This window comes from Aliihoeflea sp. PC F10.4, from assembly GCF_054612275.1.
On record NZ_JBTSWH010000001.1, the window covers coordinates 2801253 to 2827165 of the forward strand.

Below are 25913 nucleotides of genomic sequence, written 5' to 3' on the forward strand. Positions count from 1 at the left end.
CGCCTTGTCCACCAGCCGTGTCATGTGGGGCCAGATCATTGTGGTGTTCTCGATCGTGCTGGTCGCGGTCTGGGGCGCGACGCAATGGACGGCATGGCGGCTCGGCTTTCAGGCGCAGCTCGGCAATCCGTGGTTCGAGCTGGGCGGCCTGCCGGTCTATCCGCCGCCCGCGTTCATTTGGTGGTGGTATTTCTACGACGCCTATGCTCCGACGATCTTCTACGAGGGCGCCGGTATCGCCGCCTCCGGCGGGCTCCTCGCCATCGCGGCCGCCATCCTCATGTCGATCTACCGCGCGCGCGAGGCCAAGGATGTTCGCACCTTCGGCTCTGCCCGCTGGGCCGAGCGCAAGGAGATTGCTGTCGCAGGCCTGCTCGGCGACGATGGCGTCGTGCTCGGCAAGCTCGACCGTGACTATCTCCGTCACGACGGCGCCGAGCACGTCCTGTGCTTCGCCCCGACACGCTCCGGCAAGGGTGTCGGGTTGGTGGTGCCGACCCTGCTCACCTGGCCGGGCTCCGCGATCGTCCACGACATCAAGGGCGAGAACTGGGATCTGACCGCCGGCCTGCGCGCCCGCTTCGGCCGCGTCTTGCTCTTCGACCCGACTAATGCGCAGTCCGCCGCCTACAATCCGTTGCTCGAAGTCAGGAAGGGCGAGTGGGAGGTCAGGGACGTGCAGAACGTGGCCGACGTGCTGGTCGACCCGGAGGGCTCGCTTGAGAAGAGGAACCATTGGGAGAAGACCAGCCATTCCCTGCTGGTCGGCGCCATCCTCCATGTCCTCTATGCCGAGAAGGACAAGACGCTCGCTGGCGTCGCCGCTTTCCTGTCCGATCCTCGTCGCCCCATCGAGACGACCCTGGCGGCGATGATGACCAAGCCGCATCTCGGCGAGAAGGGACCGCACCCCGTCATCGCCAGCGCGGCGCGCGAGCTGCTCAACAAATCGGACAACGAGCGCTCCGGCGTGCTGTCCACCGCCATGTCCTTCCTCGGCCTTTATCGCGATCCCGTCGTCGCGGCCGTCACCGCCCGCTGCGACTGGCGCATTGCCGACGTCGTGTCCGGCGAGCGGCCGACCACCCTCTATCTCGTCGTGCCGCCCTCCGACATCTCCCGCACCAAGCCGCTCGTCCGCCTGGTGCTCAACCAGATCGGCCGCCGGCTCACCGAGGAGCTTCACGCGAAGGGCCGCCGTCATCGCCTTCTCCTGATGCTGGACGAATTTCCCGCGCTCGGCCGGCTCGACTTCTTTGAATCCGCGCTCGCCTTCATGGCCGGCTACGGCATCAAGGCGTTCCTGATCGCGCAGAGCCTCAACCAGATTGAAAAGGCTTACGGCGCCAACAACTCCATCCTCGACAACTGCCATGTCCGCGTCAGCTTCGCGACCAACGACGAGCGCACCGCCAAGCGCGTGTCGGACGCCCTCGGCACCGCCACCGAGATGCGCGCCATGCAGAACTACGCGGGACACAGACTGGCTCCCTGGCTCGGTCATCTCATGGTCTCGCGCTCCGAGGCCGCACGGCCGCTGCTCACCCCCGGCGAGGTGATGCAGCTTCCGCCGGACGACGAGATCGTCATGGTCGCCGGCATCGCGCCGATCCGCGCGAAGAAGGCGCGCTACTACGAGGATGCCCGTCTCACGGAGCGCCTGCTTCCCGTTCCGGCCGATCCTCGTGCCGGCCTCGTTCCGCAACCGGATGATTGGTCGGCGCTGAAGCCGGCCCCGACTGTGACCACAGGCGCGGTCCCGATGCTAGGCAATGCCGCTGCTGCCGCGCCGGCCGCGAACGGCGCGGCGGAGTCACCCTCGGCAACCAGGCCCGACGACGACCCGGCGAATGCCGGCCTGCGTCGCGAGCCCGGCCTTGAGCCCCACAAGGACATCGCGCCGGAACAGCCCAAGCCGCCCGCCAACGAGTTCGAGCCCGACATTGACGAGCCCGACAGCGATGCCGCAACCAATCGCATGCTCGTGCGCAACATGCGGCTCGTCGCCCGCCAGGTCTCGATGGACCCTGGCGACAACATGGATCTGTGACCCATGCACGAGCCGCCCCGTGAACAGCGCGAGCGCCCTGATCGGAAGAAGCGGCTTTCCGTCTATCTCGGCGCCGAGTTGATGCGCCTGCTGGCCGACTTCGCCGATCGTCGCGAGCAGTCCCGCTCCCTGATCGCGGAAGCCGCCATCGCCTCCTTCCTCTCGCCCGATGCCGACGAGCGGCAGGAGGCCGCCATCGCGAAGCGTCTCGATCGAATCGACCGCAACATTCAGCGCCTCGAACGCGACATCGGCATCGCTAACGAAGCCTTCGCCATATTCATGCGCTCCTGGCTGACCTCCACGGCGACAATGCCGGAAGCTGTCCAGGCGGCCTCCCAGGCCAAAGGCGGTGAGCGTTACGACAGATTTCTTGAAGCACTCGGTCGCCGGCTTGCCAAGGGGCCAAACCTTAGGCAGGAAATTCCCGACGACTTATAGCCGACTTGCGGTCAATGCACGGCTCCAAGCCGCTAAGCTTCCCGTGTCAGCAGGGCGACTTCGTCGCGAGGATATGCACTTAAACCGACGATCTCACACCTTTCCCGGTATTCATCGCGTCGCTGCCTGAACCGTTTCCGCCGATCTCGAATTTGCTAGTTTGGCGACGAAGTGAACCGAAGAGAACAGAGGATAAGGATGATGGCTCCACCTACAATTGCCACGTCTGCGATGTTGAATGTCGGCCAATGCCATGAGCCGGCATGGAGATCGATGAAATCCGTCACTTTACCCCGCTGGACGCGGTCGTAGATGTTGCCAAGCGCGCCCCCTGCCATAAGGCCGAGCGCCGCCGTCGTGACGAAGCTATGAGAAAAGATCATCCATATCAGTAACACAATCGCCAGAGCCAGAGCCATCCAGATCAGTAACGCGGACCAGTCCCTGAAAACGCCCGAGAAAAGTCCAAAGCTGATTCCTTCATTATAACTAAGGATTATATTCAAAAATGGCGTGACGTAGATTACACGAGGCGGCTGCATTATTATCTCGACGATGACAGTCTTCGTAAATTGATCTATAGCGAATGCCGAAAGGATGCAGATTAAACCAACCAGAATGCGCGTTGTGTTGGTGCCTCGCATCATCGCTAGCTGCCCCGTGGTTTGCAGACCACATATCGCTCGCACCTCTAGCTGGCTGAGCTTCAAGAGGGCGGCTGAAGGCGTCTGTGGAAAAACAGAAATCGGCACGAGGCGCGCACTCACGAGAATGTTACGGTGATGCAATGGACCTCACGGCCTATTGCCGTTAGGCGTTTAGTAACGAAGTTTAACCGATTAGGTGGGGGCTCCGATGGGGGGATTGTGTCGGTCGCTGGCGACCTTCGCTATCGCACTGTCAACGCTTGGCTGGACTTCCGCAGCCCAGGCGCACCCTTCACCGATGATTACCGGCGGTCTCACATCGCAACCGATCGGTCACTATGAGTTCTGCAAGCGGAAGCCGGCAGAGTGCTCGGTCAGGTCTCGTGACATCAATCCGTTACCTATGTCCGAGGAACTGTTGGCACGCCTGGAGAGGCTTACCGTCAAGATCAATCGGGCAGTGAAGCCGAAAAGCGACCTTGAGCTTTACGGAGTCGACGAATACTGGACGTATCCGGTCGACGCCGGAGATTGCGAGGATTACGCGCTGGCGAAACGCCGCATCCTGCTCACGGAAGGCGTGTCGACCTCGAATCTTCTCTTGACGGTGCTTAAGCGGCCCAATGGCGAAGGCCATGCGGTGCTAACCGTACGAACCAACAGCGGCGACGTGATCCTCGACAACCTTACCGATGCGATTCTGAACTGGGACGAAACACAATACCTTTATCTAAAGCGGCAGTCGACGACGCATTCGGGCCGATGGGTTACAATCAGGGAAGGCGATACGCCTCTCGTGGGTTCGCTCCACTAAGGATCTTCTTGGAGCTCATCTCGCCGGGCTTGACTCTTTCTTCGGAAAGTCATGCCAACGGCGATCAAGATGCCCACAACAATCAAAGTAGGCATATCGCCGAGCTTACTGTAAGGTGTACGCTGCGGAATGGGGCTGGGTAGGGACGTGTCGAAAACGCCTTCGGCCGCCAATGGTAGCATCTGCTGAATTCGGCCATAGCCATCCACGACCGCGCTGATTCCGCTGTTCGCGGCACGGATCATAGGGAGGCCCGCTTCGATTGAGCGGACCCTTGCTGATAGGAAATGCTGGTAGGGTCCCGCCGAAAGGCCGAACCAGGCGTCGTTCGTGACGTTGAGCAGCCATCGCTCCTCATTGACCTTCGGCAACGGGAAAATCGCCTCATAGCAAATCAGCACCCGAAAAGGTGGCAGTGCCGGAAGAGTCAATGGTGAGCTGTCCGAACCCGGCACGTAGTCGATATCGCCTGCTGTGAGCTTGGCGATCCCGGGGAAGCCTTTGAGGGGCGTGAACTCGCCGAAGGGCACCAGCCTGATCTTGTCGTAGTCAGCAACGACCTTGCCCGTATGATCGACGGCGAGCAGGCTGTTCAGCAGTCCCCCAACTTCAGCTGTTTCCCCGGGGGAAGCTCGTACCGCGCCGAACAGCAGCAAACCATCCTCGGGAATGCTCCCGAGTAGAGCTTCCGGAAAGCTGACATCGTCGGAATAGAGATACGGATATGCTGTTTCCGGCCATATGACGACCCGTGACCGCTCGGGAGCGGCCGACGTACTGAGGTCATGCAGCTTCCGAAGGTGCCGCGTTGCCGCGTCTGGATCCCATTTTGATCCTGCGGGATGTTCGGCTGAACGACACGAATCCAGGGACCAGCATCGCCGGCGGTTTCGGCGTTTGCAAGCCGAACCGCTCCGAAAGCCCAGAAGAACCCTGCCCCGATCATAGGCACAACGAGTATCGTCACTGCGAAGGCCCATGGTCGGAGACGATATCGTTCTGCAAGCGCTAGAGGAACCATACATATCATCACGGTGACGAAGCCAACTCCGTGAACGCCGATCGCCGACATAGGCTGAAGCGTCGCGTCGCTGAAGCCCCAGACATACCCTGTCAGGTTCCAAGGAAAGCCGGTGAAGAGGACGCCGCGCGCCATTTCGGCAAGCGTCCAGAATCCTGGAAACATGAGAAAGGCGATCGGTCCGCGTCCACCAAGATAGCGCGTCGCAGCTGCGGCAAATGCCGGGAACAGGGCGAGGAAGCCGGAAAGGCCCAACACCGCCGGCCAGGCGAGTGCCCCGAACCGATCCGCGTCGACGAAAAAGCTCTCGGAAATCCACCGCAGGCCGACCAGGAACTGGCCGATGCCAAAGCCCCAGCCGATCAGCAAGGCGGCACCCGACCCGCCGCAGTGACGGATGAACAGAGCGAAGGCCGCAAAGCCGACTAGCACAAGCGGGAGAACGAAGTACGGAGCAAAAGCTAGAGCTGTGAGGGCGCCCATCAACGCGCAGACCGGGAGCGACACGGCGAGTCCCGACCACGGATAGGTTATCCGGCCAAGGCTGCGTTCCGGTCCGATCACCCCCCGGTCCGTCATTCTACTCAGCCGACATAGGCAAGTCCTGGAAACCGCTCCAGAAGCCAGAACGCGATCAGCGTCATGCGGCCCGTCATCATCAGCAAGCCCATCGTGATCATGATCGCGCCGGCGGTGACGTTTAGAACATGGCCGGCGTAGCGCGCCCTTTTCATGAAGCCGGCAACCTTCCCGAACGCGAGCGCGACGACCAGAAACGGGATACCGAGGCCGAGGCTGTAGGCGGCGAGGAGGACCGCTCCGCTTCCGGACGACACCGCGGTCAACGTCAGGATCGAGCCCAGAACCGGCCCGATGCATGGCGTCCAGCCGAAGGCAAAGGCGAGGCCAAGAGTGTATGCGCCAGCGGGGCCGGATACGACTTGTGGTCCTTCTGCGCGGTAATCCTGCATGAGGAAGGGAAGCCTGATGAGGCCGGTCATCATCAGGCCGAACAGGACCAGCAGGCCGCCGCCCACGAGGTTGGCTTCAAAGCTATAGCGAAGTAGCAGGCCGCCGAGGAACTGCGCGCCCAACCCGAGAATGACGAAGATCGTCGTGAACCCCGCGATAAAGAACATCGCCGACCAGACGATCCGCAACCGGTCGCCGAGTTGCGCCGACTGTGGATTCACGCCGCTGGAAACGAACGAGAGATAGCCCGGCACCAGAGGCAGGACACAGGGCGAGACGAACGAGATCGCGCCGGCCACGACCGCCGTTGCGAGACCGACTGCCGAGACGTCGATCGTCATTTCAGGTCCTCTTCCTTCGTCGGATTCGGTGTGGACGAACGTAGCGCCCATACATGCTCTAGCAACATGAGGTTCAAGGCCGGATCGAGGCTCGTCCTGCGTGACATTGCGCCGCGCCGATCGATCGAGGCCGGAGCGCGGGCACTCAGCCTTCGTTCGTCGCGTAAACCTTCTATCTCGCCTCTATCGTAGCAACGTGCGGATCGCGTTGTTGGCAAGTTCGATCACGACGACGATCGTCAGTGTGGCGACCTTTTCGTACTGGAAGGTGCGGACATAGGTCTCGATGTAGAAGCCGATTCCGCCGGCGCCGACGAGGCCGAGGATGAGGGACTCCCGCAGGTTCATCTCGAAGCGGAAAGCGTGTCGCACGATGTCGGGCGCGATCTGTGTCCAAGCGCCAACACGCCCCCTGGCCCGCCAGCTAGGCAGAGGTGATCTCGGCGTCGGCCATTGAACAGCTTTTTCAACGTGCAGGCGAACGTCGTCAGTTCCTCCCAGGCGAAGTGGAATACCGACCCCGGTCCCTCGAACTTCCGATAGGGCTCGTCGGCATTGCCAGCGGCCTCCGGATAGGCCGTGAGGTCTGCGCGCTCGCCTTCCGTTAGAGCGAGCCGGTATCGGCTGTCGAACCAGTCATCACGCTTGCGGGCGTCGGCAGCGAGCGTCATGGAAGTAGGGGAGCGGTGAAGCGGTTCCAGAGACGGGTGGGCGTGTCGTAGGCGCCGTCGCGCGCGTTGCCGTAACCGCGCGTAGGAAAGTCGGCATCAGGCCAACCGCATGCACTCAGCGTGAAAGTTCCAGCTGAATCAACTGTGTCGGATCGTCTTCAGTCGCACCCATATCGATTTAACGCAGTTGCGATTTCAGCAGAATGAAAATGCCGGATGCCGCGCGCGGTATTCGGCTGAGTCGTTGCTAGTGACGACCTAGAACTGCTCACCCCTGCCATTGAGCGCATGGGCGCAAAGATTTTGTCAATCATGCGTCCCCTCACGTTCATTGAGCCTTGGTCGCACCAAGGGTTACGGTACCCGACAAGCCACAATGCTGAAGCGGGGGCAGCTCTTTTCGCAATCCGATCATCAAAGCAACTTTGCCAACGCGTGAGACCTTATTGCAACCTGCCATGACAAACGCATTGACGACTGTCAGCGATATGCCTATCTTGCAATTGAAAATCATTCGCAACAGACAGCCATATGTCTTCTCCATCCTTGGATTCGAAACCCTCGTTGTCCGTGGCTGGCCACAATGGCTGGCGTCGCACCAGCCCGACGCCGTCACTCTCCGAAGTCTTTGGCTCGATCGTCGTGCCGCGTGGCAGCACGGTGTTCCGAAGGTTTCTCGCCTTCGTCGGCCCTGGCTATCTGGTCGCGGTCGGCTATATGGACCCCGGCAACTGGGCGACTTCGCTCGCCGGCGGCGCCAAGTTCGGCTACACGCTCCTGTTCGTGGCGCTGCTGTCCAACGTAATGGCGATCCTGCTGCAATCGCTGTGCGCGCGCCTCGCCATCGCGTCCGGGCGCGACCTAGCGCAGGCCTGCCGGGATGCCTATCCGTCATGGGTGTCGTGGCCGCTATGGATTTTCGCGGAGGCCGCGATCATCGCCACCGACCTCGCCGAGGTCATCGGCGTGGCAATCGGTCTCAACCTGTTGTTCGGTATCCCACTCGAAATCGGCGTCTTCATCACCGCCGCCGACGTGTTTCTGATCCTGTGGCTGCAGAACCGCGGCTTCCGCTGGGTGGAAGCATTTGTCATTACGCTTCTGGCGGTCATAACCGCCTGCTTCTTCGTGCAGATCGCCATGGCCGATCCAGACTGGGCAGGTGTGATCGCAGGGTTCGCGCCCTCGACCGATATCGTGACCAATCCGGAGATGCTCTACATCGCACTGGGCATCATCGGCGCCACCGTGATGCCCCACAATCTCTACCTGCACTCCGGCATCGTGCAGACGCGCAACTGGGAGACGACGCCGGCACGAAGGTTCGAGGCGCTGCGTATGGCGACCTGGGATTCGACCATCGCGCTGATGTTCGCCCTGACCATCAACGCTTCTATCCTGATCCTCGCTGCGGCAACCTTTCACGCGAGCGGCAACACCGAGATTGTCGAGATCGATCAGGCCCATGCGCTGCTGGCGCCGCTGCTCGGCGGTTCGATCGCACCGATCATGTTCGGCATCGCACTGCTGTGCTCCGGCCTAAACGCCACCGTGACCGCCACAATGGCTGGCCAGATCGTCATGGAAGGCTTCATCAATTTCCGTATCAGTCCAGTGCTGCGCCGGCTCGTCACACGCTCGATCGCGATCGTCCCGGCGGTCATCGTGATCTTGATATGGGGGAGTTCAGGCACCGGCCAGTTGCTCATCCTCAGCCAGGTCGTGCTGAGCTTCCAGTTGCCTTTCGCCATCGTGCCGCTGGTCATGTTCACCGCCAGCAAGGCCAAGATGGGCGACATGGTCGCCCCGCTGTGGCTGACCGCGCTCTGCGCGCTGATCGCCGTCACCATCATCGCGCTGAACATCAACCTGCTCTGGTCCGTGGCCGTGATGGGATGGTAGCCGCTTGCGCATTTTGACCGTAGTCAGAGGCCCGGGACCATTGGAGAATTCACGAGATCTGCGGCCTGGTGAAACGTCTCGTCAGGCGAAAACCCTATCAGGCAACAAAAGCCGCCTGGAAGAACCCTGTTGACACGACATGCCGCCCGAAAGGCTGATTATCGGAAAATCTACGCAAAATCCGCATCAATAAATGACGAGCGCCAGCAGATCCTCATGTGCGCAGTGGTCTAGGACAGTCTACCCGAAACCTGCGAAAGTCGCACAATAGGAATTGTCGCGCGTAGTTGCACCCGCGAGTTCTAAGGGGTGAGAATAGGGCTGAAGTCCCTGCCCCATGATGATCGGACAATCGGCCGCGCCCCCAGCCGTTCAGGTCGGTTTATAGCGGACAAGCCGACCGATTATCTCTCAAACAGATGCCCCGTGTGCTGCGTCTTAACCGATCATCAAGGTTAACAATTCATTTTGCTTCCGAGGCCCCTCAGGAGATCGGTCGTTGTCGTCGAAGCAAAGTCAGAGCTCGAAATCCAGATCCGCTGCCCGGCGAGGTCGGATCGTGGCAACCCTTTTTGCAAGCTGGCTGACCTTCGGATTCGCGTCGCCGACAGCCATCCAGGACATGCGTTCCGAGCTGGCAACCGGCACCGTTCTCGTGCAGCGCGGCGGCGTTCCAGGTGAGGATGCTTGTTCCCATCTGCGAAAGCTCAGGGTTGGTTTGGCAAGCGGGGCTGAGAGGTTTGCGAGCGGGCCGTCCGCAAGCTGGAGCGGAGACTTCTCCGATGACGCGTTGCGAGGCGCGCGCGCGTCAGGTCAGAATACCAGTTCGGCAAAAGCGGCAAGGCTTCCCGAAACTGCCTCCGACGGCGGCCTTGATCGAACAGGGCTGGCCACTGCCTTGTTCTCGAATCGCCTTGACGCTCCGGCTGGCTTGCGCGGCTTCCTGCCCGAAGCAGATTCCGATGTCGTGAACGCGATGGCGACCCTCCACCGCGCAGATAGTCATCGGCTCGAGGGCGTGCCCCCGATCCTGGCTGATCTCGTGAACAACGACCGTGCGGATATTCTTGCAACGGCTTACGCTCCTAGTGATCCGTACCATCGATCGTCAGGACCCTTCGATGCACTGCTTGGCAATTCGGGCGCCGGCGGCCGTTTCGTTCCGCCCATGGCGGAGGGTGACCATTCGTGGATGACGGTGCCGCTGCCGAAGATTGTCTTCACCGCCGCCGAACAGAAGTGCCTGGCGACCGGAATCTATTTCGAGGCTCGCGGCGAGGAATTGAGAGGGCAGGCAGCGGTCGCCCAGGTTATTCTGAACCGGGTCAGGAACCCGGCCTATCCGGACACCGTCTGCGATGTAGTCTATCAGAACCAGCACATGCTCAACAGGTGCCAGTTCTCGTTCGCGTGCGACGGAGCCCCTGAGGTGATTTCGGATCGTAGGGCATACCGGCTTGCAAAGGATGTTGCGCTTGCCGTCACCGCGGGTAAGATTTTCCTGCCGGAGGTGGCGTCTTCGACGCACTACAACGCCACCTATGTCCATCCGAAATGGGCTCAGTCGATGGAGCGGATGACGCAGATCGGCAAGCACATTTTCTATAGAACCTATGGCGGCGGCTGGAGCTAGCGTGTTGAGGAGCCGATGAGCATCACTATGTCGCGCATCTTGCTGGTCCGAGCCTTCTCCATTCTCCTTATGGCGACCCCGGCGGCGATGGCAGAGACGCTGGATCGCTCGGGGGTCGAGAAGATCATCCGCGAGTACATCCTCGAGAACCCCGAGATCATAGAGGAAGCGCTGATCGAGCTCGAGAACCGTTCGCGCAGGGCACAGGAGGAGGCCAGAGCGGAAACGATTCGCGCCGAGCAGGACGCCCTGCTGCGGAACGATGCCGATTTAATTCTGGGCAATCCTGATGGCGATGTGACGCTCGTCGAGTTCTTCGACTTCAACTGCGGCTACTGCAAGAGGGCTTTTCCCGACCTGCAGGCGTTGAAGGCCGAGGATTCACAGTTGCGCATCGTCCTGAAGGACTTTCCTATCCTGGGGCCTGGATCCGTCGAGGCGGCAAAAGTTGCGCTCGCCGTGAAGCGGCTGGGTGACGACGAGAGCGCCCGCGATCTCCATGCGCGGCTGATGGGTATGCAGGGTCAGGCCAACGCGGGCCGGGCCTTGTCGCTGGTGGAGGAAATGGGCCTCGATCGCGCGCGTGTCGAAGCCGAGATGGCATCTCCCGAAATCGAGGCAATCATATCCTCGAACCTGGCGCTCGCCCAACGCCTCGGGTTGACGGGCACGCCCTCCTTCGTCGTCGGCGATCGGATTATCGAAGGGGCCGTCGGCAAGGAGCCTCTGGCCGAGGCTGTCCGGTCGGTCCGTGAGTGACCGATCGACCCGCCGCGGTCGTCAGGACTCGCGATCGGCCAGAAGCCGCTGGACGATGAGCTCGGAGTCGGGTCCAGCTCCCATGATCAGCGCCGAAGCCCTGTTTCGCTGCCAAGGCCGCCCGACGAAATAGAGGCCCTTGACCGGCGAAACTCCGGCTACGTGGCGGAAGGTGCCGTCATCGTTCGTCGCAAGCGGAACGTCGAGCCAGGAACTGTCGTCGCGGTAGCCGACCGTCCAGATGACGGTTCGGACCTCGGCCGAGCTTCCGTTCGCGAACTGTGCTGTTGTCTCGTCTGCATCCACGAGCCGGGGCGCGATTCGTATGTCCTTTCTTTTCAGGCTTTCGAGGCTGCGGTCGCGGTCAGGGAAGGCGTCAGTTGCCCTGACTCTCCTGCCTAGCCAGGAATCCGGCGATGCCGTCAACGCGCCGGTAAGATGAAGCCACCACCAGATCGACTTTCCAAGGATGCGCTCGGGCAGCAACTTTCGGGGCTTTCCGGTCGCCAGGATCACCGGTTGAGCCTGACGGCACTCGACCGCGATGTCGCGGCCGCTCGCACCATCTCCTGCGACGAGCACGGGGCCGTCCGGCAACTGTCGTGCATTGCGAAAGATGTCGGTCGTCAGGTGGAGGACATCGCTGCCGAACTTTCCGGCGACTGTCGGAACCGATGGAACCTGAAAGGCTCCAGTCGTCACGATGACCTCGCTCGCTTGTCGCTTTCCGCCGTCCTCAAAGGTCGCCTCGAAACTTCCATCGTCGCGTCTGCAAAGGCGGACTAATCGCTTTCCGGTTTCTACCGGCACCCTCAGGCGCGAAGCATAGGCTTCCAGATAGTCCGCGAACTCGTCCCGGTCGGAGTAGCCCTCGCGATTTCCCGCAAGCTCCAGCCCGGGCAGCGCACTGAACTGGCGCGGGGTGAATAGGGTCAGAGCGTCATAGCGCGCTCGCCAGTTATCACCGACGCGCCGGTTCGCATCCACAATGGAGTAGTCGGTGCCGGCCCGGGTCAGGTGGAAAGCAGCCGCGAGACCCGCCTGCCCGGCGCCAATGACCAGCACCGATTTTTCCATCAGACCACCACGACTCGGGAGCCGAGCGGCACACGTTCGTAGAGCTCTTCCACATGCTCGTTCACCATGCGGATGCACCCGTTCGACACGGCCTGACCGATCGTCCATGGCTCGGTGGTGCCATGGATGCGGTAGTATGTGTCGCGTCCGTCGCGGTAGAGATAGAGCGCGCGCGAACCTAGCGGATTGCCCGGTCCCCCAGGAACGCCATCCGCGTATCTCGCGTACTTTGCGGGATCGCGTCTGATCATGTTGGCGGTCGGCCGCCAGGCCGGCCACTTTGCCTTGCGTTCGATGATGGCCGAGCCGGAAAATGCGAGACCTGCCTTGCCTACGCCGATCCCGTAGCGTCGTGCCGCACCTCTGCCCTCGATCAAATACAGGAATCGGTCCCGTGGAGCGACCACGATCGTACCGGCCGGCTGAGCGTATGGTGAGACGACGGTTTGGGGAAGAAAGCGCGGGTCGAGCTTTACTCTCCTATTAGCGAGAGCCGAGGTAGGTAAGTGGACTGCCGAAACGGCTGCGATTAGCCCTGTTGCGAACGATCTGCGATCAATCATGATAAAGCCCCTCAATAGTTGCCGAAGCGCGCGTTCAGTGATCGTGCCCGTCGTCTGCCTGCGGTGGCGTGACGTCGGGAACTAGCTTTTCGACCTGGGCGGCGGCGCGTAGCCCCGCGAGAAGCCGTTGCTCTTCAGCAGACTCGAGCGCTTGCCGGATCTGCGGTTCGACAGTCTCGAAGGGAGGAGGCGGCCTATTGCGCGCTTCTTCCAGCATCACGACATGGAAGCCGAAGGCAGTCGCGACCGGCGTTTGAGTGAATTCGCCCGGCTCAAGTTGGGCTGCGGCATCCTCGACTTCCGGCACGGTTCCACCCTCAGCGATAAATCCGAGATCGCCACCTTTCTCTTTGGAAACCGGATCGATGGAGTGCTGTTGTGCAAGATCTGCGAAGGACTGCCCCTCCCCCAGCCCACGAATTATGTGCAGCGCTTCGCCTTCGGTCCGCACAAGGATATGCCGCAACTTTCTTTCCATGACCGGCGGAACGCTGGCGACCTGACCGTCATAGGCAGCCCTTATCGCCGCGTCCGTCACGGCTTCGGCCACGCGCTGCTCGATGAACACGGATCGAAGCGTCTGGGCCTCGAAGAACGCCAGCTGACGCTTGAATGCGTCCTGCTCCGTGACATTTGCCTCGCGCGCAGCGTCGGCCACGATGCGCAGCTCGATGAGAGCGTTCACGAGAACGGAACGCTTGGCGTCTTCCGGCATCTGGCCGAGCTGAGGTCCATACATTTCTTCGGCGATTGCGAGATCGGCGACCGTGATTTCCTGGCCGTTCACGCGCGCAACGACTTCGGCCTCCTGGCCGTGAGCCAGCGGTGGCAGCATCGCTACCATCATCGCAACGGCAACGAACCCTTGGACTCTGAGCTCGGAAGCGAGAGAGCGAGTTCCCATCTTGCGCCCTCCCCTTACTGGCCGCTCGCCGCGATCAGCGGATCGACGATTTCGCTGAAGCGGTCGATGCTCAGTACGCCCTTGTACATTTCGCCGTTGACGAAGAACGTGGGGGTTGAATCGACGCCGAAGGACTTGCCCGTCTCAGCGACGGAATTTACCTGCTCGAGAAGTTCCTGATTCTGAAGACACGCCTCGAAGGCAGCCTCGTCCATCCCGGTCATGCCCATGACCGTCCTTAGCGAGCCTGAGCCGTCGGACGACCGCGCCCAGTTGTCCTGGGTCCGGTAGAGCAGGTCGATGGTAGCGTACCACTTGTCGTCGCCGGCGCACCTGGCCAGCATGAATCCTGCTGAAGAGCGCGGATCGAACGGGAACTCGCGCATGATGAAGCGCACCTTGCCTGTGTCGACATACTTCTCCTTGAAGGCGGGCCAGACATTCATATGGAAGTTGCGGCAGTGGCCGCAGGTCAGCGACGCGTATTCGATCACGGTGACCGGAGCGTCTTCCGGACCGAAGCTCTTTTCCGTGAGCGCTCCCGGCGCGAGCAGCTCTTCGGGAGTGGGTTGGGCAAGCGTGAGACGTGGAAAGGCGGCTGCCGCTCCGAGAGCGGACAGTCCGTATAGAACGTTGCGTCGTTTCATGGTCGTTTCCTTAAGTGAGATTCTACTTTGCAAGCTCTAGCCCCTGGAGGAGCAAGCGCTATCTTTGTCGTCAGGCGATCGCTCTCGGACCGCTTCGCACGATGATCGGCGAGGGGATCGAGACACGATCGTAGAGGTCGATGATGTCCTGGTTGATCAGACGGACGCAGCCGCTCGACACCGCGCGCCCTATGGTCCAGTACTCAGGTGAGCCGTGCAGCCGATAGAGCGTGTCCTGACCGTTCTGGAAGATGTAGAGCGCTCGTGCGCCGAGAGGGTTGTCGAGCCCAGGCGGCTGTCCCCCGTTCTCGGCGCTGAACTCTTCAAGCTCGGGCTGGCGCGCGATCATCTCCGCCGGTGGAGTCCAGACTGGCCAGGGTCGCTTCCACTGGATGACCCCCTCACCGGACCAGGTGAACCCCGCCCGCCCGAGGCCGACGCCGTATCTCATCGCCTTGCCGTCGGGCAGAACGAGATAGAGGAAAAAGGACTGCGTATCGACGACGACGGTTCCGGGACGTTCGCCGGTGGGGTCGTCGACGAACTGGCGGTAGAACTGCCGGTCGACCCTTTTTAGGTCCACTGCGGGGATCGGGAAATCCTCTTCCGGCATCGCCCGATACATGGAAACGAAGGAGGGATCGATCCTCGGGGTTTCAGGCGCCACAGTGACGGGCTGGATATCGGTGGTCGTGCAGCCAGCGAGCGTCAAGGATGCCGCCGAAGATGCGGCGAGGGTCAGGACTTGCCGCCTGGTCAGGCCTGTGCGTGATGGTGTGAATGTCAATGCTTCGCTCCCAATACGGTCGTGGTCCATTGCTTCCCGCGGAAAGCAATTGGTGAGGACGAATTGCGACCGTCTGGATCGGAGCCGCCTTCTTCAGGGCTGCGCCCGAAGAAACTCGATCTCCTACCGGCCGTTTCGCCTGTTCGACGTTATTGGGGCGGAGGGACGATGATGGGAATGAAGGTGAACGACAGGTCCTGCTCTCTGCCGTGGATCGACAGCAGGCCCGCGCTGGCAGCGTGGGGTGAAAGCCAGACTGTGAATCCGGCGCACTGGTCGTGGCACTTTGTGGTGGCGTGCGGCGAAAGGGGCAACGCATCGTCGTTGCTCTCGCTCGGCAGTTCGGAACCGCTGCCGCCAGCCATCATCGCGGTGGCCGCAAACTCCTGAATCGGCGTATTCGCGGCCACGGCTGTAGGCGCCGCCAAATGGACGGCGACCATGAAAGCCAAGAGGAACGCGAGGAATCGGATCATCGTGCTGTCGTTCTATTCCTTGGGCGAATGTGGGTCTCCGAGCGCCGCTGATGGCCGACTGACAGGTACGGAGGTCAGCGACGTTCTTTTGGCCAGTGTTTGCTCGCCGGAACGCTCCAGAAGACTACGAAAACTGGGGTGCATTCCGCCATCGATGTAGGCATGTGCGCTGCGTGCCGTGCCGCTTTCCAGCAGGCTTTGCATCGCGAGAAGATCGGATTCTGCCCGGCGGGCGACAAGGGGGTCGTCGCCATTCACCGCCGGCGGACATGCCGCAAGAGGATCGCGCGGCTCCCCTCCTTGGAACTCCATGTCGAAGACGTAGCGCCGGCCGCAGTGGGAGACCCTGGGCTGGCGGCGGGTGACCTCGAAGATATCGTAGCCGCGCTTCAGGTCGGCCCAGAAAGAAAAGTTCGGGTCGTCGCGATGCTTCGCCATGTTCTGGGCGGTCATGCGAAATGGAAATGCCTGCACCTGGAAAGCGGGCTGACCGCCCCTGAGGGCCTCGCGGGCCACGGCGTAGATCTCGGCCACGCCCTCGTCCGTCAGGGCGAAACATCCCGACGACGAACACGCGCCATGCACCATGAGCGCTTCGCCTGTGTAGCCGAGGGCCGCCTCGAGGCGGTTCGGATAGCCGAGATTGAAGGAGAGATAGTATTGCGAGTTCGGGTTCAGCATGCCGGCGCTTACGTGGTAGAACCCCTCGGGGGCCTGGCGGTCGCCCTCTCGGGTCTTGGGACCGAGCTTTCCGGACCAGCGGCACATCGGATAGGTCTTGAGCAGGGCGAACTGGCCGCTGCGGTCGCGCTTCCAGATCTCGAGCTCGCTTTCCTGCTTGAAGATCCGCACGAGGATCGGCGCGGCTGGCGACATGGTTTTGCGCGACATTTCGGCAAGGAGGGCAGCAGGGATGGGCTGTGACGCCTTGTTGTCGACCTCGAGGACCGTCGACACGCATCCGCTCACCAAAAGGGCAAGCAAACCCACCACGCCTATCCTTAACGCTTGCAACATGTTCGCGCTTTCATGATCCTTTGCGCCGATCCGCCCTCGGGATCGAGCCGTAAGTTTGGGGCTATCATAGTTAAGAAGATGTTGCCCCTAACATATTTGCGAGCGGCAAAGAACCGCAGTTCGTCCGACTATCCGTGCTCGGGGTGGAGTCGATATGAAGAACGCAAGTGAGGCCGAGACGCCTTGTCAGAGACTTTGGAACGAGGGTGCGATGAATTCGCTGGAGCAGATGACCCTGGAAGACTCACGGGGCCTTGGTCGCAAGAGAGCGCGCAAGAACCTGTTTGTCGTGCTCCTGCTTGTAGGCTTTGTCGGCGCTGTGTTCTTCGCCAGCTTCGGCCATATCGTGACCGAGATGCGCCCGGCTCAGGTAGACAGCCAACCCGAATAACGGAATGGTCACATAGGGTTGAGTGGCGTCGGGCAGCCGACAATGAAAGAGTGGACCGGCATTTCTCCTATTGCCGGTCCACCTATGTTCATACGTCTAGGGTGTTTTCTGGTTGCCGGTGCCGCAGCCTATGTCGTGCTCTCCACGATTTTCAGTCTCGTGTGCTTCGGTGTCGGTCACAACACCATGGAGATGATCTACGGAGGCACCGCCGTCTATCTTCTCACCCTTGCCGCAGCCGTGGAGGGAGCCTGGTTGTTGCCCGAGGATATCAGGAGATCATCCTCATCCACCAGGCTGACCCACTGGTTCAGGTCACGCTGGGACTGACGCTTCAGGAAGTAGATCCTGGCGTCACTCCACAGGAGCACTCGCTGCTCCAGATTGTCGAGGATGAAGTCGCCGAGATCCGTGACCACGGACAGCACCGCGTGCCCGCCGCCCTTGGCATCGAGAGCGGTCGTCAGCAGCAACGCGCCGAGCGGGTAGCCCATCTCGTTCAGCCGTTGGCGCTTCAGCAGCGCATAGTCTTCGCAGTCGCCAACGGTTGTCGGATACTCCCACCGCTCTTCGACGCCGTAGATTTCCATGTCGGTCATCGCAATGACCGCGGTATTGACCTCCGCGTTGACGCTTACGATATCGCTCCAGCTCGCCCGCGTGAGCTGGATCATCGTTCCCTCCGGCCCTCTGGCGCACCGCTGCCTGTAGCGAAGGCAATACTCGTAATACCCGACCGGAATCGAGGTCGCGCCGAACGTCGCCATGTTGCGAGCGTTGAATGGCTGCGACGGGTTGAACTCGGACGCACTCGCCCAGGCCGACGTGCAGAAGACCAAGAGCGCGAGCGCGCTCATCCAAAGCTTTTTCATTATTTGACTCTCCCCGAAGTGATGGGAAGAAGCCTAGCCCAGAAACCTCAAAATCGAAGAAAATCAGTGGTTTGTATTCGATTCAAACTCGGCGCAAATCGCAACGGATTTCGAAATCCTTCATTTACCAGGATCGAGCGCTTGCAGAGAGCTAGTTAGCGGCACGATCAGCCTCGCCGTGCCGGTGGTTTGTCAGAAGATCTGATGTCTGCACGAGATGGGCTGACACCTCCACTTCCCGGCCATCATCGAAGATCAGCATCAGGCGTTCGCTCTCCGATAGCTCGATTGCAGACGCGGGATCGGCAAGTAGTAGGTGGATGCCGCCTTTGCGCATCTGCAGTTCGGCATGTGCTGGAATTACAAGCGGGCCGCTGGCCGGCTCAGCCGCGTCATCGTCGGAGTTGAATGGAGTACGCATGATCGTGCTGCTTGCAAAAGTTTCGCTTCTCACCGCAGCGAGATAGGCGTGCGTATCCGTGCCGTTCCAGACCGTTAGGAAACCTCTCGCTGGGGAGCCATCGCGATCATCGATCAGTATCTCGGCATGTTCGACCGTCAGCGTCCGAGGGGGATTGGCGTGGTCAAGCGTCCGCTCGGAGGCCGCTGCCGACGCGGCGAGCAGAACGAACGCAACAAGAGCGATCGGAAGTCGGCAAGAAGTCGCCATGTACATTGCTTATGTCCCCTCCACGACTATTGGCCGTGAACGTCCGTGATGAATCGGGCAAGGCTGTGAACCGGGCCCGCCATCTGGATGCGGCAATTCCGCACTGTTGCACGACCGCTGTTCCTCCGCCAATATCTATAGGAGCTGGAGGTAATCATGCTGACGATCGGAGAGTTGTCGCGCGTCACCGGGGTGAAAGTTCCGACCATCCGCTATTATGAGCAAAAGGGCCTGTTGGTGGCACCGGGCCGGTCGGGCGGCAATCAACGGCGTTACGAGCCCAGCGAACGTGAACGGCTGTCCTTCATCAAGCACGCCCGCGACCTCGGGTTCACGATCGGGGCCATTCGTGAACTGCTTGAGCTGAGCGAGCATCCGGAGCGGCCATGCGCGGATGCCGACAGCATCGCGGTGCGCCAACTGCAGATTGTCCGTGAGAAGATTGCAAAGCTCAGGCCCCTTGAGCGCGAACTCGAACGCATCGCAACTCGATGCCACGGCGATCAGATCAAGGACTGCTACGTCATCCAGTCTTTGGCTAACCACGAACTGTGCTCGAACGAGCACTGAAGGCCTGCTCAGACCTCGGTCTGTTCGTCGAAGCGGCAATAGTGCGCTACCCTGTCGGCAGGGCCGTTTGTCGAGGGCACGTCGCGAAGGATGATGGTGATGGTCACGCTGTCCTTTGGCGCCACGATCGAGCCGGATATGGTGATCGTCGGGTGATCCTCCGGCACCAGCTCGAACGTCGTTTCGTCGCCGACCGTAGGACCAAGGCGCAATGTCCCCGTATCGTAGTCCCCTTCCGCGGAGAACGTGGTTTCCATCCGGTCCTCTGAAAGGAAGAGATAGAACTCAAGCTCCGACCCGAAGGGTGCGCGGCCCCAGAGCCAGGCTTCGGCCTTTTCCAGCGACGGTCCAACGCGCGCGACGACGTCGTCGCAGTCCTGCGATGTTGGCGTGCCCTGCTCTGGATACCAGAGAAACACGCCGGTCGGCGGGCTCGCCAGGGCATGACCCGCGCCAGCAAGCCATAAGGCAGCTCCGAAAGCAGGTACTGTGAAGCGCGGTCTCATCTCATGTCCCACGCAGCCGGCGCGGCTGTCCTTCGTTTTCGCACTTGGGTGGTCGTCAATCCGGGATAACCACGCGCGCAACGACTGGCAGATGATTGGAGCCGAATTTCGGCCCCAAAGCCAATTCCTCCAGCGCCATCGTAGGCGATAAGACGATTCGGTCGATTGGCGTGCCGATCTGCGTGAGCGACCAGAGGCGTATGCTGAAGCGGGTCGGCAGCGGCCACCACCGGGATTCCGTTGTCCGGTATCCCGTCGAGGACAAGAAGTCGCGAAAGAACGGAGACCAGGGCGGCGTGTTCCAGTCGCCGGCGACGACGACCAGAGCGTCCGACGGCTCCGACTTCACGGCTGCTTCCAGATCGCGAAGGTACGCAGCGCGCGCCTCCCAGGCACGGGGGCCTCGCGGGGTCTGGGGATGGATTGCATAGAGAACGACGTTCGTCCCTTCGACCGACAGCTCGTAGCGCACCGCGAACCTGCCGTATGTATCGGTGCTCTCGGAAGAGACCGTCCGTTCGTCCAGGATCGGGAAACGGCTGAGGACCTTCATATCGGTGTTGCCGGCCAGGTCGCGGCTGCTTTCGAAGGGCCAACGCCCGCTGGCGATCAGTGCGTTCTGCCAGAGAGGTCTCACTTCCTGCAGAACAAGGATGTCCGCTGCGCCGACATCGGGCAGCGCGAGAAAGGGGCGCGGGTCCAGATTGTCGGTCAGCACGTTGGCGGAGATCATTGTGAACGTCGTTCCCGGCGCAGCCGGCGCTGGAGACGGGAGCAGGAAGTAGGGAAAGCCGGCAGCCAGAAGCGCAACCGTTCCCGCGATCTTCGTGGAGCGCGGAGGAAGCACAAAACCGACCACGAACAGAACGACGCCCGCGACCAGAAGATGGGGACGGATGAAGTTCGCGAGGTCCGCGATCCAAAGGTCTCGGGATAGCGCCAACGATACGAGCTGTGCCGCAGCAAAGACAAGCTGCACCAGGACAACAGCGGCGACGAAGAGCTTCGGCATTCCGCCGCTGGCTGACGAGAGGGGCACCGGGATCGATCCTGCTGTGTGCGCTTCGGGGGCTGGATAATTGCCGTGGCGTCGGCTTCGGCCAATGGGGCAATCTGGCGCATAGGCTTCGCTATTCAGTGGGCTCCCGCGCTGGATTCCTGCCTCTGGTTCGTTGGCCTCGCAATTGGCACAGAATTTGAGGAAAAAGAGACCCCGGCTTGCGGGGTCCTCATACGCTCCCCCGGCAAGTCGGAGTCCTTTGCTTTAAGTTTGCTGAGCGCCGCGTAGGTTTGGACCGAAGACCGAAGTCGAGACAGCGAAAACTATTGCCGCATGTTTTGCTTCAGATTGTTCCATTGACTCCGGCTGTCGAGGGATGATTCACGAATCATCGGTTTTCGCTCTTGATCCTATATGAGCTAGAGGTTCTACAACACGGCCAATATGATGGAGCACGTTGGCGCAGAAAGCAGGAACGATCATGAGCGAAAAATTGCGTTTGGACATCCCTGTTCTGCTTCCCGACGTCGCGCACGTGGCCGATGCATGCGTGGCGCGGCTGACATCCGATCTGGAAGCACGCGAGGGTGTAGAGAAGGTCCACGTCGTTGCGGCCGAGGCAAACGAGCCCGCCAAGCTCTGTGTCCATTTCGATCAAGAGGCCCTGCCGCTCAGCCGGATTCGCGAGATCGCCCAGGCTTCCGGCGCGCGGATCACCGCCCGCTTCGGACACCTTACGTGGCAGGTCAAGGGCATCGGGCACGAACGCCGCGCGCGTACGGTCGCGGAGAAGCTCAGGTCGCTCGCCGGCGTGCTCCAGGCCGAGGCGAACGCAGCGGGCACGGTGCATGTCGAGTTCGACCGCGACGCAACTTCCGAGGAAGCGATAGCCGAGGCGCTGCGCACACTCGGGGTCCAGCGAGCCAAAGGGCCTGCATCAATTTCAGAAGACGGCAGGGACGAGCACGCCGGTCACGACCATGGGCCGGCAGGCGGAAAGCATGGGGAAGGTGAAGGCCACGACCATGCGCATGGCGAGTTCCTGGGGCCGAACACGGAGCTGATCTTCGCCCTGTCGAGCGGCGCGCTGCTCGGGATCGGCGTCGCCGTCGAGTATCTGGTCTCGGGCGCGCCGGGCTGGCTGCCCACAGCCTGCTTCATCGCTGCCTACTTCTTCGGCGGCTTCTTCACGCTACGCGAGGCCATCGACAATCTGCGCCTCGGACGGTTCGAGATCGACACGCTGATGCTGGTCGCGGCAGCCGGCGCGGCGGCGCTTGGCGCATTCGAGGAAGGCGCGCTGCTCCTGTTCCTGTTCAGCCTAGGCCACGCGCTGGAACACTACGCCATGGGACGTGCCAAGCGCGCGATCGAGGCGCTGGCGGAACTCGCGCCGCCCGTCGCGACCGTCAGGCGCGACGGCGAAACCCGCGAGATCCCGGTGGAGGAGCTGGTGGTCGGCGACATCGTCGTCGTGCGTCCCAACGAGCGGCTTCCCGCCGACGGCTTCCTCGTCAAGGGCACGACCAGCATCAACCAGGCGCCCGTTACCGGCGAGAGCATCCCGGTCGACAAGCGTCCGGTTGCCGACACCGAAGCGGCACGGGCGCGGCCCGACTCAGTCGACAGTGCTTCGCGCGTCTTCGCCGGCACGATCAACGGCGCGGGCGCGGTCGAAATCGAGGTGACGCGGCGTTCCACCGAGAGCGCGTTGGCCAAGGTGGTCAAGATGGTGAGCGAGGCGGAGGCGCAGAAGTCGCCCACCCAGCGTTTCACCGAGAAGTTCGAGCGCGTCTTCGTGCCGGTGGTGCTGGCGCTGGCTGTGGTGATGCTGTTCGGCTGGGTCGTCATCGACGAACCGTTCCGCGACAGCTTCTACCGGGCGATGGCCGTGCTGGTCGCTGCCAGCCCCTGCGCGCTCGCCATCGCCACGCCGAGCGCCGTCCTGTCGGGCGTCGCGCGTGCGGCGCGCGGCGGCGTGCTGGTCAAGGGCGGCGGACCGCTCGAGAACCTCGGCTCGCTGACGGCGATCGCCTTCGACAAGACCGGCACGCTGACGGAAGGCCAGCCACGCATCACCGACATCGTCACCGCTGAAGGCGTCGACGAGCAGGAACTGCTGACGGTGGCTGTCGCCGTGGAGAGCCTGAGCGACCATCCGCTGGCCGAGGCGATCGTGCGCGACGGCAAGGAGAAGCTTGGCGGAAAGGCCGTCACCGCCGCATCTGATCTCAAGAGCCTCACCGGCAAGGGTGTGACCGCGACGTTCGACGGGCAGACGGTGTGGATCGGCAAGGCCGAGATGTTCGGAAGCGACGGCATTCCGGCTCTCGGCGATGCCATGATCGAGGCGATCGCACGGCTTCGGGACGGCGGCCGCACGACGATGGTGGTCCGGCAGGGCGACCGCGATCTGGGCGCGATCGGGCTGATGGACACGCCCCGCGCCGCGGCACGCGATACATTGAAGAAGCTGCACGAGATCGGCATCACGCGCATGATCATGATCTCGGGCGACAACCAGAAGGTCGCCGACGCGATCGCTAAGGATGTCGGGCTCGACGAGGCCTGGGGCGACCTGATGCCCGAGGACAAGGTGGAGGCGATCAAGAGGCTGCGATCCGAAGGCAAGGTCGCCATGGTCGGTGACGGCGTCAACGACGCCCCCGCAATGGCGAGCGCCACGGTCGGCATCGCCATGGGGGCGGCCGGCTCCGACGTGGCGCTGGAGACGGCCGATGTCGCGCTGATGGCCGACGACCTGTCGCACCTTCCCTTCGCGGTGGGGCTCAGCCGGCACACCCGTTCGATCATCCTCCAGAACGTGGTGGTCAGCCTCGGCATCGTCGCCGTGCTCGTGCCCGCGACGATCCTCGGATTGAGCATCGGGGCGGCGGTCGCGGTGCATGAAGGCTCGACGCTGCTGGTCGTGTTCAACGCGCTCAGGCTGCTGGCCTATCGCGATCCCTATGGAAAGGTGCGGAACGGCAGCGGCGGGGCGGCCGCTTGAGCGGCCGGCGCCGGGTCTGCGAGAGCGCGACCGCGTCTGATGTCACATCGCGACCTCCATGGACGTGCCAGAGGGCCGAGGCGACAGCGATTCAATGATGCGGCAGTCGGCAACCGTTCCGCAGCGACATTGCGTGATCAGGCGGTCGAGCTCGCCTTGCAACGCCTTCAGGTCGGCGGTTTTCCGCTCTACCTCGCGCAGATGCTCCTTGGCGATCTCGTCCACCTCGCAGGAGCGCGACTTGTCGTCGGAGAGGTCGAGCAGTGTGCGGACCTGGTCGATCGAAAAGCCGAGATCCCTAGCGCGACGAATGAAGCTCAGCCTGTTGAGATGAGAGGTTTCGTAGGCGCGATAGTTGCCCTTGGTGCGTGCCGGCGCCGGCAGCAAGCCGCACTTCTCGTAGAACCGGATCGTCTCGACATTGGTCCCGGTGATGCGGGCGAGCTTTCCGATCGGCATGCCGCTCGCGATCATGCATCAGTCATTGTAGTTGAGGCGCTTCATTAACTTCCAGTCGTGAAGCGCCCTAGTCGTTCCTGCTCGTCAGCCCTCGTCTATGAGGCGCTTCAGTTTCGCCAGCATCACTTCGGGCGCCTCCTCATAGGCCATGGTTCCGAAGAACTGCCCGCTCGCGTCCATTAGAAGCACCGAGGCGGTGTGGTCCATCGTGTAGTCCCCGCCCTCGACGGGGACGCGGGCGTAGTAGACCTTGTACGCTTGGGTAACAGCATCGATCTGATCTTCTGTGCCGGTGAGCCCAATGATGCGTTCATTGAAGGCCGTGAGATACTGCTTCATCTCCTCCGGACCGTCGCGGCCAGCATCGACGGAGATGAACACGAAATTGATCCTGTCAGCGTCGCTGCCCAGTTGCTCCATCAGGCTCGTCAGTTCGAATAGCGTCGTGGGACACACGTCGGGACAAAAGGTGAAGCCGAAGAACACCGCGCTCGGCTTGCCGAGTAGCTCCTTTTCGGTGACCTCCTGTCCCTCGGTGTCGACAAGCGTGAAGGGCCCGCCGACCGTCGCAACACCAGTGGACTGGAGCACTGGCGCCCTTCTGGAGTCGATCACGATGGAGAATGCCGCCAGCGTCATGACGATCGCCATGACCCCGGCCGCTATGAATCCGACAACACGACCGCTCATCATTCATGCCCTTCATGGCTGGAAGACGTGGCGTTGCCGTGTCCCGTCGCCGTGGAGCCGATCGGGCCAGCCGCCAGTTCGACGTCGACGGCGCCGGCTTGCTCGAACTCGAGCGTCACCGGGACCATTTCACCTTCGGTGATCGGCTTCTTCAGTTCCAGTAGCATCAGGTGATAGCCGCCCGGCGCCAGGTTCACGGCTTCGCCGGCGGGAATCTCCACACCCTCCGGAACAGGACGCATCTTCATGATGCCGTCGGTCATCTCCATGTTGTGGATCTCGACGCGGGCGGCGACGGGTGAGGAACCGCCTAGAAGACGGTCGGCTGTGTCGCCTGCATTGGTCAGTTCGAGGTATCCGCCCCCTACCTTTGCCGCTGGTGGTGTCGCGCGCGTCCATGGATGGCCGATCTCGATGTCTCCGGCGCGATAGTCGTGCGCGACGGTGGGTGTGGCTGCGGCAACAAAGGCGATAGCCGCCAGCATCGAAAAGAGGTGTCGCATTGAAGTCTCCATATGTGATGTTCCGGCGCGTCGCTGGACGCAGCCGTAAGGTTGAAGCATCAGATGGAGAAGGCGGGCGGGGCGCGGGCATCCTTTATGGCGCCAGGCTCTCCGGGCGGCGCGCGCTGCGAACGCGGGCGGAGTGGATCGTCGTTCGACAGGACGGGCCGAAATTCGAACGATCCGGTTTCCGAAGGCTGAAGGGTCGGACCGACAGAACTGGCGGCCGCACACAGTGCGGAACAGCACTCCTTGACGATAAGTTCGAGCGGATCGACGTCCGGCTGGTCCGCCGTGCCCAAAGGCGAGCATATGATGAAGGCGGGCGCAAGCTGGTCGACCGCCATCCACGTCTTGGCATAGGACGTGGCGAGCCCTTGCAGCAGCACGAGATAGGTGATCAGACCGATCATGAGACCGGCTGTCAGGCATCCGCCTCTGGATGTTCCCCTATTGCGCATGCGCAACTCATGATCCCGGGCGTCCGATTTGTCACTGCGACATGTGCGCTCTGCCCGGC

The 25913-nt window shown here is 61.9% G+C and carries 29 protein-coding genes and 1 pseudogene; 9 read left to right on the forward strand and 21 right to left on the reverse strand.

Annotated elements, in window-relative coordinates:
- Positions 1-4: 4 nt before the first annotated feature.
- Both ACX82Z_RS14175 and ACX82Z_RS14180 read left to right on the forward strand, forming a co-directional pair.
- Entirely contained in the window at positions 5-2050 is a 2046-nt protein-coding gene (locus ACX82Z_RS14175; RefSeq protein WP_459589642.1) for a conjugal transfer protein TraG, read from the forward strand.
- Between the two features lie 3 nt (positions 2051-2053).
- Positions 2054-2491: a CopG family transcriptional regulator gene (locus tag ACX82Z_RS14180; RefSeq protein WP_173187386.1), complete on the forward strand. Its 438-nt coding sequence runs from the start codon at positions 2054-2056 to the stop codon at positions 2489-2491.
- Positions 2492-2646: 155 nt separating this feature from the next.
- Here the strand turns inward: ACX82Z_RS14180 and lspA are convergent, their stop codons facing one another.
- The gene (lspA, locus tag ACX82Z_RS14185) at positions 2647-3258 is read right to left on the reverse strand and encodes a signal peptidase II (protein WP_459589644.1); all 612 of its coding nucleotides are present in this window, start codon (positions 3256-3258) and stop codon (positions 2647-2649) included.
- A gap of 178 nt (positions 3259-3436) precedes the next feature.
- On the opposite strand from lspA, the gene ACX82Z_RS14190 reads away from it, so the two are divergent.
- Positions 3437-3952 carry a transglutaminase-like cysteine peptidase gene (locus tag ACX82Z_RS14190; RefSeq protein ID WP_459589646.1) on the forward strand — a complete coding sequence of 172 codons (516 nt, stop codon included), beginning with the start codon at positions 3437-3439 and terminating at the stop codon, positions 3950-3952.
- On the opposite strand, the gene lnt is transcribed toward ACX82Z_RS14190, so the two are convergent.
- The 5 genes and pseudogenes from lnt to ACX82Z_RS14215 form a co-directional block, all read right to left on the reverse strand.
- Complete coding sequence (gene lnt / locus ACX82Z_RS14195) at positions 3949-4977, reverse strand: apolipoprotein N-acyltransferase (RefSeq protein ID WP_459589647.1); 1029 nt, start codon at positions 4975-4977, stop codon at positions 3949-3951. The two genes, ACX82Z_RS14190 and lnt, sit on opposite strands and share 4 nt — an antisense overlap.
- 53 nt (positions 4978-5030) lie before the next feature.
- Positions 5031-5552, reverse strand: a pseudogene (locus tag ACX82Z_RS14200) (hypothetical protein); the annotation flags it as partial.
- 5 nt (positions 5553-5557) lie between these two features.
- Positions 5558-6286, reverse strand: a complete 729-nt coding sequence (locus ACX82Z_RS14205) for a cytochrome c biogenesis CcdA family protein (protein WP_459589649.1) — start codon at positions 6284-6286, stop codon at positions 5558-5560.
- 183 nt (positions 6287-6469) lie between these two features.
- Positions 6470-6634, reverse strand: a complete 165-nt coding sequence (locus ACX82Z_RS14210; protein WP_459589650.1) for a hypothetical protein — start codon at positions 6632-6634, stop codon at positions 6470-6472.
- On the reverse strand, positions 6631-6957 hold the full coding sequence (locus ACX82Z_RS14215; protein WP_459589652.1) for a hypothetical protein: 327 nt from the start codon (positions 6955-6957) through the stop codon (positions 6631-6633). Before ACX82Z_RS14215 ends, ACX82Z_RS14210 begins: the two co-directional genes overlap by 4 nt.
- Positions 6958-7488: 531 nt before the next feature.
- Between ACX82Z_RS14215 and ACX82Z_RS14220 the strand changes: the two genes are divergently transcribed.
- From ACX82Z_RS14220 to ACX82Z_RS14230, 3 genes are all read left to right on the forward strand, one after another.
- Complete coding sequence (locus tag ACX82Z_RS14220) at positions 7489-8859, forward strand: Nramp family divalent metal transporter (protein ID WP_459589654.1); 1371 nt, start codon at positions 7489-7491, stop codon at positions 8857-8859.
- 559 nt (positions 8860-9418) lie between these two features.
- On the forward strand, positions 9419-10492 hold the full coding sequence (locus ACX82Z_RS14225; protein WP_312860480.1) for a cell wall hydrolase: 1074 nt from the start codon (positions 9419-9421) through the stop codon (positions 10490-10492).
- 27 nt (positions 10493-10519) lie between these two features.
- Positions 10520-11251, forward strand: coding sequence for a DsbA family protein (locus tag ACX82Z_RS14230; protein ID WP_459589655.1), 732 nt, complete (start codon positions 10520-10522; stop codon positions 11249-11251).
- A gap of 21 nt (positions 11252-11272) precedes the next feature.
- On the opposite strand, the gene ACX82Z_RS14235 is transcribed toward ACX82Z_RS14230, so the two are convergent.
- The 7 genes from ACX82Z_RS14235 to ACX82Z_RS14265 all read right to left on the reverse strand — a co-directional run bounded on the left by ACX82Z_RS14235 (position 11273) and on the right by ACX82Z_RS14265 (position 16722).
- Positions 11273-12316 (reverse strand): flavin-containing monooxygenase, encoded by a 1044-nt coding sequence (locus ACX82Z_RS14235; RefSeq protein ID WP_459589656.1) that lies wholly within the window; start codon positions 12314-12316, stop codon positions 11273-11275.
- Positions 12317-12327: 11 nt separating this feature from the next.
- A complete protein-coding gene (locus ACX82Z_RS14240; RefSeq protein ID WP_173187400.1) occupies positions 12328-12891 on the reverse strand; it encodes a L,D-transpeptidase in 564 nt (187 codons plus the stop codon).
- A gap of 34 nt (positions 12892-12925) precedes the next feature.
- Positions 12926-13795: a peptidylprolyl isomerase gene (locus tag ACX82Z_RS14245; protein WP_459589658.1), complete on the reverse strand. Its 870-nt coding sequence runs from the start codon at positions 13793-13795 to the stop codon at positions 12926-12928.
- 14 nt (positions 13796-13809) lie between these two features.
- Positions 13810-14442: a DsbA family protein gene (locus tag ACX82Z_RS14250; RefSeq protein WP_173187404.1), complete on the reverse strand. Its 633-nt coding sequence runs from the start codon at positions 14440-14442 to the stop codon at positions 13810-13812.
- Positions 14443-14512: 70 nt separating this feature from the next.
- The gene (locus tag ACX82Z_RS14255) at positions 14513-15229 is read right to left on the reverse strand and encodes a L,D-transpeptidase (RefSeq protein WP_455566084.1); all 717 of its coding nucleotides are present in this window, start codon (positions 15227-15229) and stop codon (positions 14513-14515) included.
- A gap of 149 nt (positions 15230-15378) precedes the next feature.
- The gene (locus ACX82Z_RS14260) at positions 15379-15705 is read right to left on the reverse strand and encodes a hypothetical protein (protein WP_173187406.1); all 327 of its coding nucleotides are present in this window, start codon (positions 15703-15705) and stop codon (positions 15379-15381) included.
- A 12-nt stretch (positions 15706-15717) separates the two neighbouring features.
- Positions 15718-16722, reverse strand: coding sequence for a L,D-transpeptidase family protein (locus ACX82Z_RS14265; protein ID WP_379012710.1), 1005 nt, complete (start codon positions 16720-16722; stop codon positions 15718-15720).
- Between the two features lie 211 nt (positions 16723-16933).
- Here ACX82Z_RS14265 and ACX82Z_RS14270 point away from each other — a divergent pair, with 211 nt between their 5' ends.
- The gene (locus ACX82Z_RS14270; protein ID WP_173187408.1) at positions 16934-17113 is read left to right on the forward strand and encodes a hypothetical protein; all 180 of its coding nucleotides are present in this window, start codon (positions 16934-16936) and stop codon (positions 17111-17113) included.
- Positions 17114-17328: 215 nt separating this feature from the next.
- Here ACX82Z_RS14270 and ACX82Z_RS14275 read toward each other — a convergent pair whose 3' ends face one another.
- Both ACX82Z_RS14275 and ACX82Z_RS14280 read right to left on the reverse strand, forming a co-directional pair.
- Positions 17329-17985, reverse strand: coding sequence for a transglutaminase-like cysteine peptidase (locus tag ACX82Z_RS14275; protein WP_459589661.1), 657 nt, complete (start codon positions 17983-17985; stop codon positions 17329-17331).
- A 151-nt stretch (positions 17986-18136) separates the two neighbouring features.
- Positions 18137-18661, reverse strand: a complete 525-nt coding sequence (locus ACX82Z_RS14280) for a copper chaperone PCu(A)C (protein WP_459589663.1) — start codon at positions 18659-18661, stop codon at positions 18137-18139.
- Positions 18662-18811: 150 nt separating this feature from the next.
- Between ACX82Z_RS14280 and ACX82Z_RS14285 the strand changes: the two genes are divergently transcribed.
- Entirely contained in the window at positions 18812-19225 is a 414-nt protein-coding gene (locus ACX82Z_RS14285; RefSeq protein ID WP_173187413.1) for a MerR family transcriptional regulator, read from the forward strand.
- 8 nt (positions 19226-19233) lie between these two features.
- Here ACX82Z_RS14285 and ACX82Z_RS14290 read toward each other — a convergent pair whose 3' ends face one another.
- Together ACX82Z_RS14290 and ACX82Z_RS14295 are read right to left on the reverse strand one after the other, a co-directional pair.
- On the reverse strand, positions 19234-19731 hold the full coding sequence (locus ACX82Z_RS14290) for a hypothetical protein (protein ID WP_459589666.1): 498 nt from the start codon (positions 19729-19731) through the stop codon (positions 19234-19236).
- 55 nt (positions 19732-19786) lie between these two features.
- On the reverse strand, positions 19787-20770 hold the full coding sequence (locus tag ACX82Z_RS14295; RefSeq protein WP_459589668.1) for an endonuclease/exonuclease/phosphatase family protein: 984 nt from the start codon (positions 20768-20770) through the stop codon (positions 19787-19789).
- A gap of 442 nt (positions 20771-21212) precedes the next feature.
- On the opposite strand from ACX82Z_RS14295, the gene ACX82Z_RS14300 reads away from it, so the two are divergent.
- Positions 21213-23741, forward strand: coding sequence for a heavy metal translocating P-type ATPase (locus tag ACX82Z_RS14300; RefSeq protein WP_459589670.1), 2529 nt, complete (start codon positions 21213-21215; stop codon positions 23739-23741).
- A gap of 42 nt (positions 23742-23783) precedes the next feature.
- Here ACX82Z_RS14300 and ACX82Z_RS14305 read toward each other — a convergent pair whose 3' ends face one another.
- The 4 genes from ACX82Z_RS14305 to ACX82Z_RS14320 form a co-directional block, all read right to left on the reverse strand.
- Complete coding sequence (locus ACX82Z_RS14305) at positions 23784-24200, reverse strand: MerR family transcriptional regulator (RefSeq protein WP_459589673.1); 417 nt, start codon at positions 24198-24200, stop codon at positions 23784-23786.
- Positions 24201-24284: 84 nt separating this feature from the next.
- Entirely contained in the window at positions 24285-24893 is a 609-nt protein-coding gene (locus ACX82Z_RS14310) for an SCO family protein (RefSeq protein WP_459589676.1), read from the reverse strand.
- On the reverse strand, positions 24890-25393 hold the full coding sequence (locus ACX82Z_RS14315; protein WP_459589677.1) for a copper chaperone PCu(A)C: 504 nt from the start codon (positions 25391-25393) through the stop codon (positions 24890-24892). The genes ACX82Z_RS14310 and ACX82Z_RS14315 overlap by 4 nt, the downstream gene beginning before the upstream one ends.
- 59 nt (positions 25394-25452) lie before the next feature.
- The gene (locus ACX82Z_RS14320; RefSeq protein ID WP_459589678.1) at positions 25453-25854 is read right to left on the reverse strand and encodes a hypothetical protein; all 402 of its coding nucleotides are present in this window, start codon (positions 25852-25854) and stop codon (positions 25453-25455) included.
- Between the last annotated feature and the right edge of the window lie 59 nt (positions 25855-25913).

Excerpts from the sequence above, each read along its gene's own strand:
- ACX82Z_RS14190 (WP_459589646.1), top strand. The coding sequence starts at position 3,437 with ATGATTACCGGCGGTCTCACATCGCAACCGATCGGTCACTATGAGTTC.
- ACX82Z_RS14240 (WP_173187400.1), bottom strand. The coding sequence starts at position 12,891 with ATGATTGATCGCAGATCGTTCGCAACAGGGCTAATCGCAGCCGTTTCG.
- ACX82Z_RS14205 (WP_459589649.1), bottom strand. The coding sequence starts at position 6,286 with ATGACGATCGACGTCTCGGCAGTCGGTCTCGCAACGGCGGTCGTGGCC.
- ACX82Z_RS14180 (WP_173187386.1), top strand. The coding sequence starts at position 2,054 with ATGCACGAGCCGCCCCGTGAACAGCGCGAGCGCCCTGATCGGAAGAAG.
- ACX82Z_RS14275 (WP_459589661.1), bottom strand. The coding sequence starts at position 17,985 with ATGAAAAAGCTTTGGATGAGCGCGCTCGCGCTCTTGGTCTTCTGCACG.
- ACX82Z_RS14290 (WP_459589666.1), bottom strand. The coding sequence starts at position 19,731 with ATGAGACCGCGCTTCACAGTACCTGCTTTCGGAGCTGCCTTATGGCTT.
- ACX82Z_RS14215 (WP_459589652.1), bottom strand. The coding sequence starts at position 6,957 with ATGACGCTCGCTGCCGACGCCCGCAAGCGTGATGACTGGTTCGACAGC.
- ACX82Z_RS14280 (WP_459589663.1), bottom strand. The coding sequence starts at position 18,661 with ATGTACATGGCGACTTCTTGCCGACTTCCGATCGCTCTTGTTGCGTTC.
- ACX82Z_RS14265 (WP_379012710.1), bottom strand. The coding sequence starts at position 16,722 with ATGTTGCAAGCGTTAAGGATAGGCGTGGTGGGTTTGCTTGCCCTTTTG.
- ACX82Z_RS14305 (WP_459589673.1), bottom strand. The coding sequence starts at position 24,200 with ATGCCGATCGGAAAGCTCGCCCGCATCACCGGGACCAATGTCGAGACG.
- lnt (WP_459589647.1), bottom strand. The coding sequence starts at position 4,977 with ATGTATGGTTCCTCTAGCGCTTGCAGAACGATATCGTCTCCGACCATG.
- ACX82Z_RS14230 (WP_459589655.1), top strand. The coding sequence starts at position 10,520 with ATGTCGCGCATCTTGCTGGTCCGAGCCTTCTCCATTCTCCTTATGGCG.
- ACX82Z_RS14250 (WP_173187404.1), bottom strand. The coding sequence starts at position 14,442 with ATGAAACGACGCAACGTTCTATACGGACTGTCCGCTCTCGGAGCGGCA.
- ACX82Z_RS14310 (WP_459589676.1), bottom strand. The coding sequence starts at position 24,893 with ATGATGAGCGGTCGTGTTGTCGGATTCATAGCGGCCGGGGTCATGGCG.
- ACX82Z_RS14300 (WP_459589670.1), top strand. The coding sequence starts at position 21,213 with ATGAGCGAAAAATTGCGTTTGGACATCCCTGTTCTGCTTCCCGACGTC.
- ACX82Z_RS14315 (WP_459589677.1), bottom strand. The coding sequence starts at position 25,393 with ATGCGACACCTCTTTTCGATGCTGGCGGCTATCGCCTTTGTTGCCGCA.
- ACX82Z_RS14245 (WP_459589658.1), bottom strand. The coding sequence starts at position 13,795 with ATGGGAACTCGCTCTCTCGCTTCCGAGCTCAGAGTCCAAGGGTTCGTT.
- ACX82Z_RS14260 (WP_173187406.1), bottom strand. The coding sequence starts at position 15,705 with ATGATCCGATTCCTCGCGTTCCTCTTGGCTTTCATGGTCGCCGTCCAT.
- ACX82Z_RS14285 (WP_173187413.1), top strand. The coding sequence starts at position 18,812 with ATGCTGACGATCGGAGAGTTGTCGCGCGTCACCGGGGTGAAAGTTCCG.
- ACX82Z_RS14270 (WP_173187408.1), top strand. The coding sequence starts at position 16,934 with ATGAATTCGCTGGAGCAGATGACCCTGGAAGACTCACGGGGCCTTGGT.
- ACX82Z_RS14220 (WP_459589654.1), top strand. The coding sequence starts at position 7,489 with ATGTCTTCTCCATCCTTGGATTCGAAACCCTCGTTGTCCGTGGCTGGC.
- ACX82Z_RS14210 (WP_459589650.1), bottom strand. The coding sequence starts at position 6,634 with ATGAACCTGCGGGAGTCCCTCATCCTCGGCCTCGTCGGCGCCGGCGGA.
- ACX82Z_RS14320 (WP_459589678.1), bottom strand. The coding sequence starts at position 25,854 with ATGCGCAATAGGGGAACATCCAGAGGCGGATGCCTGACAGCCGGTCTC.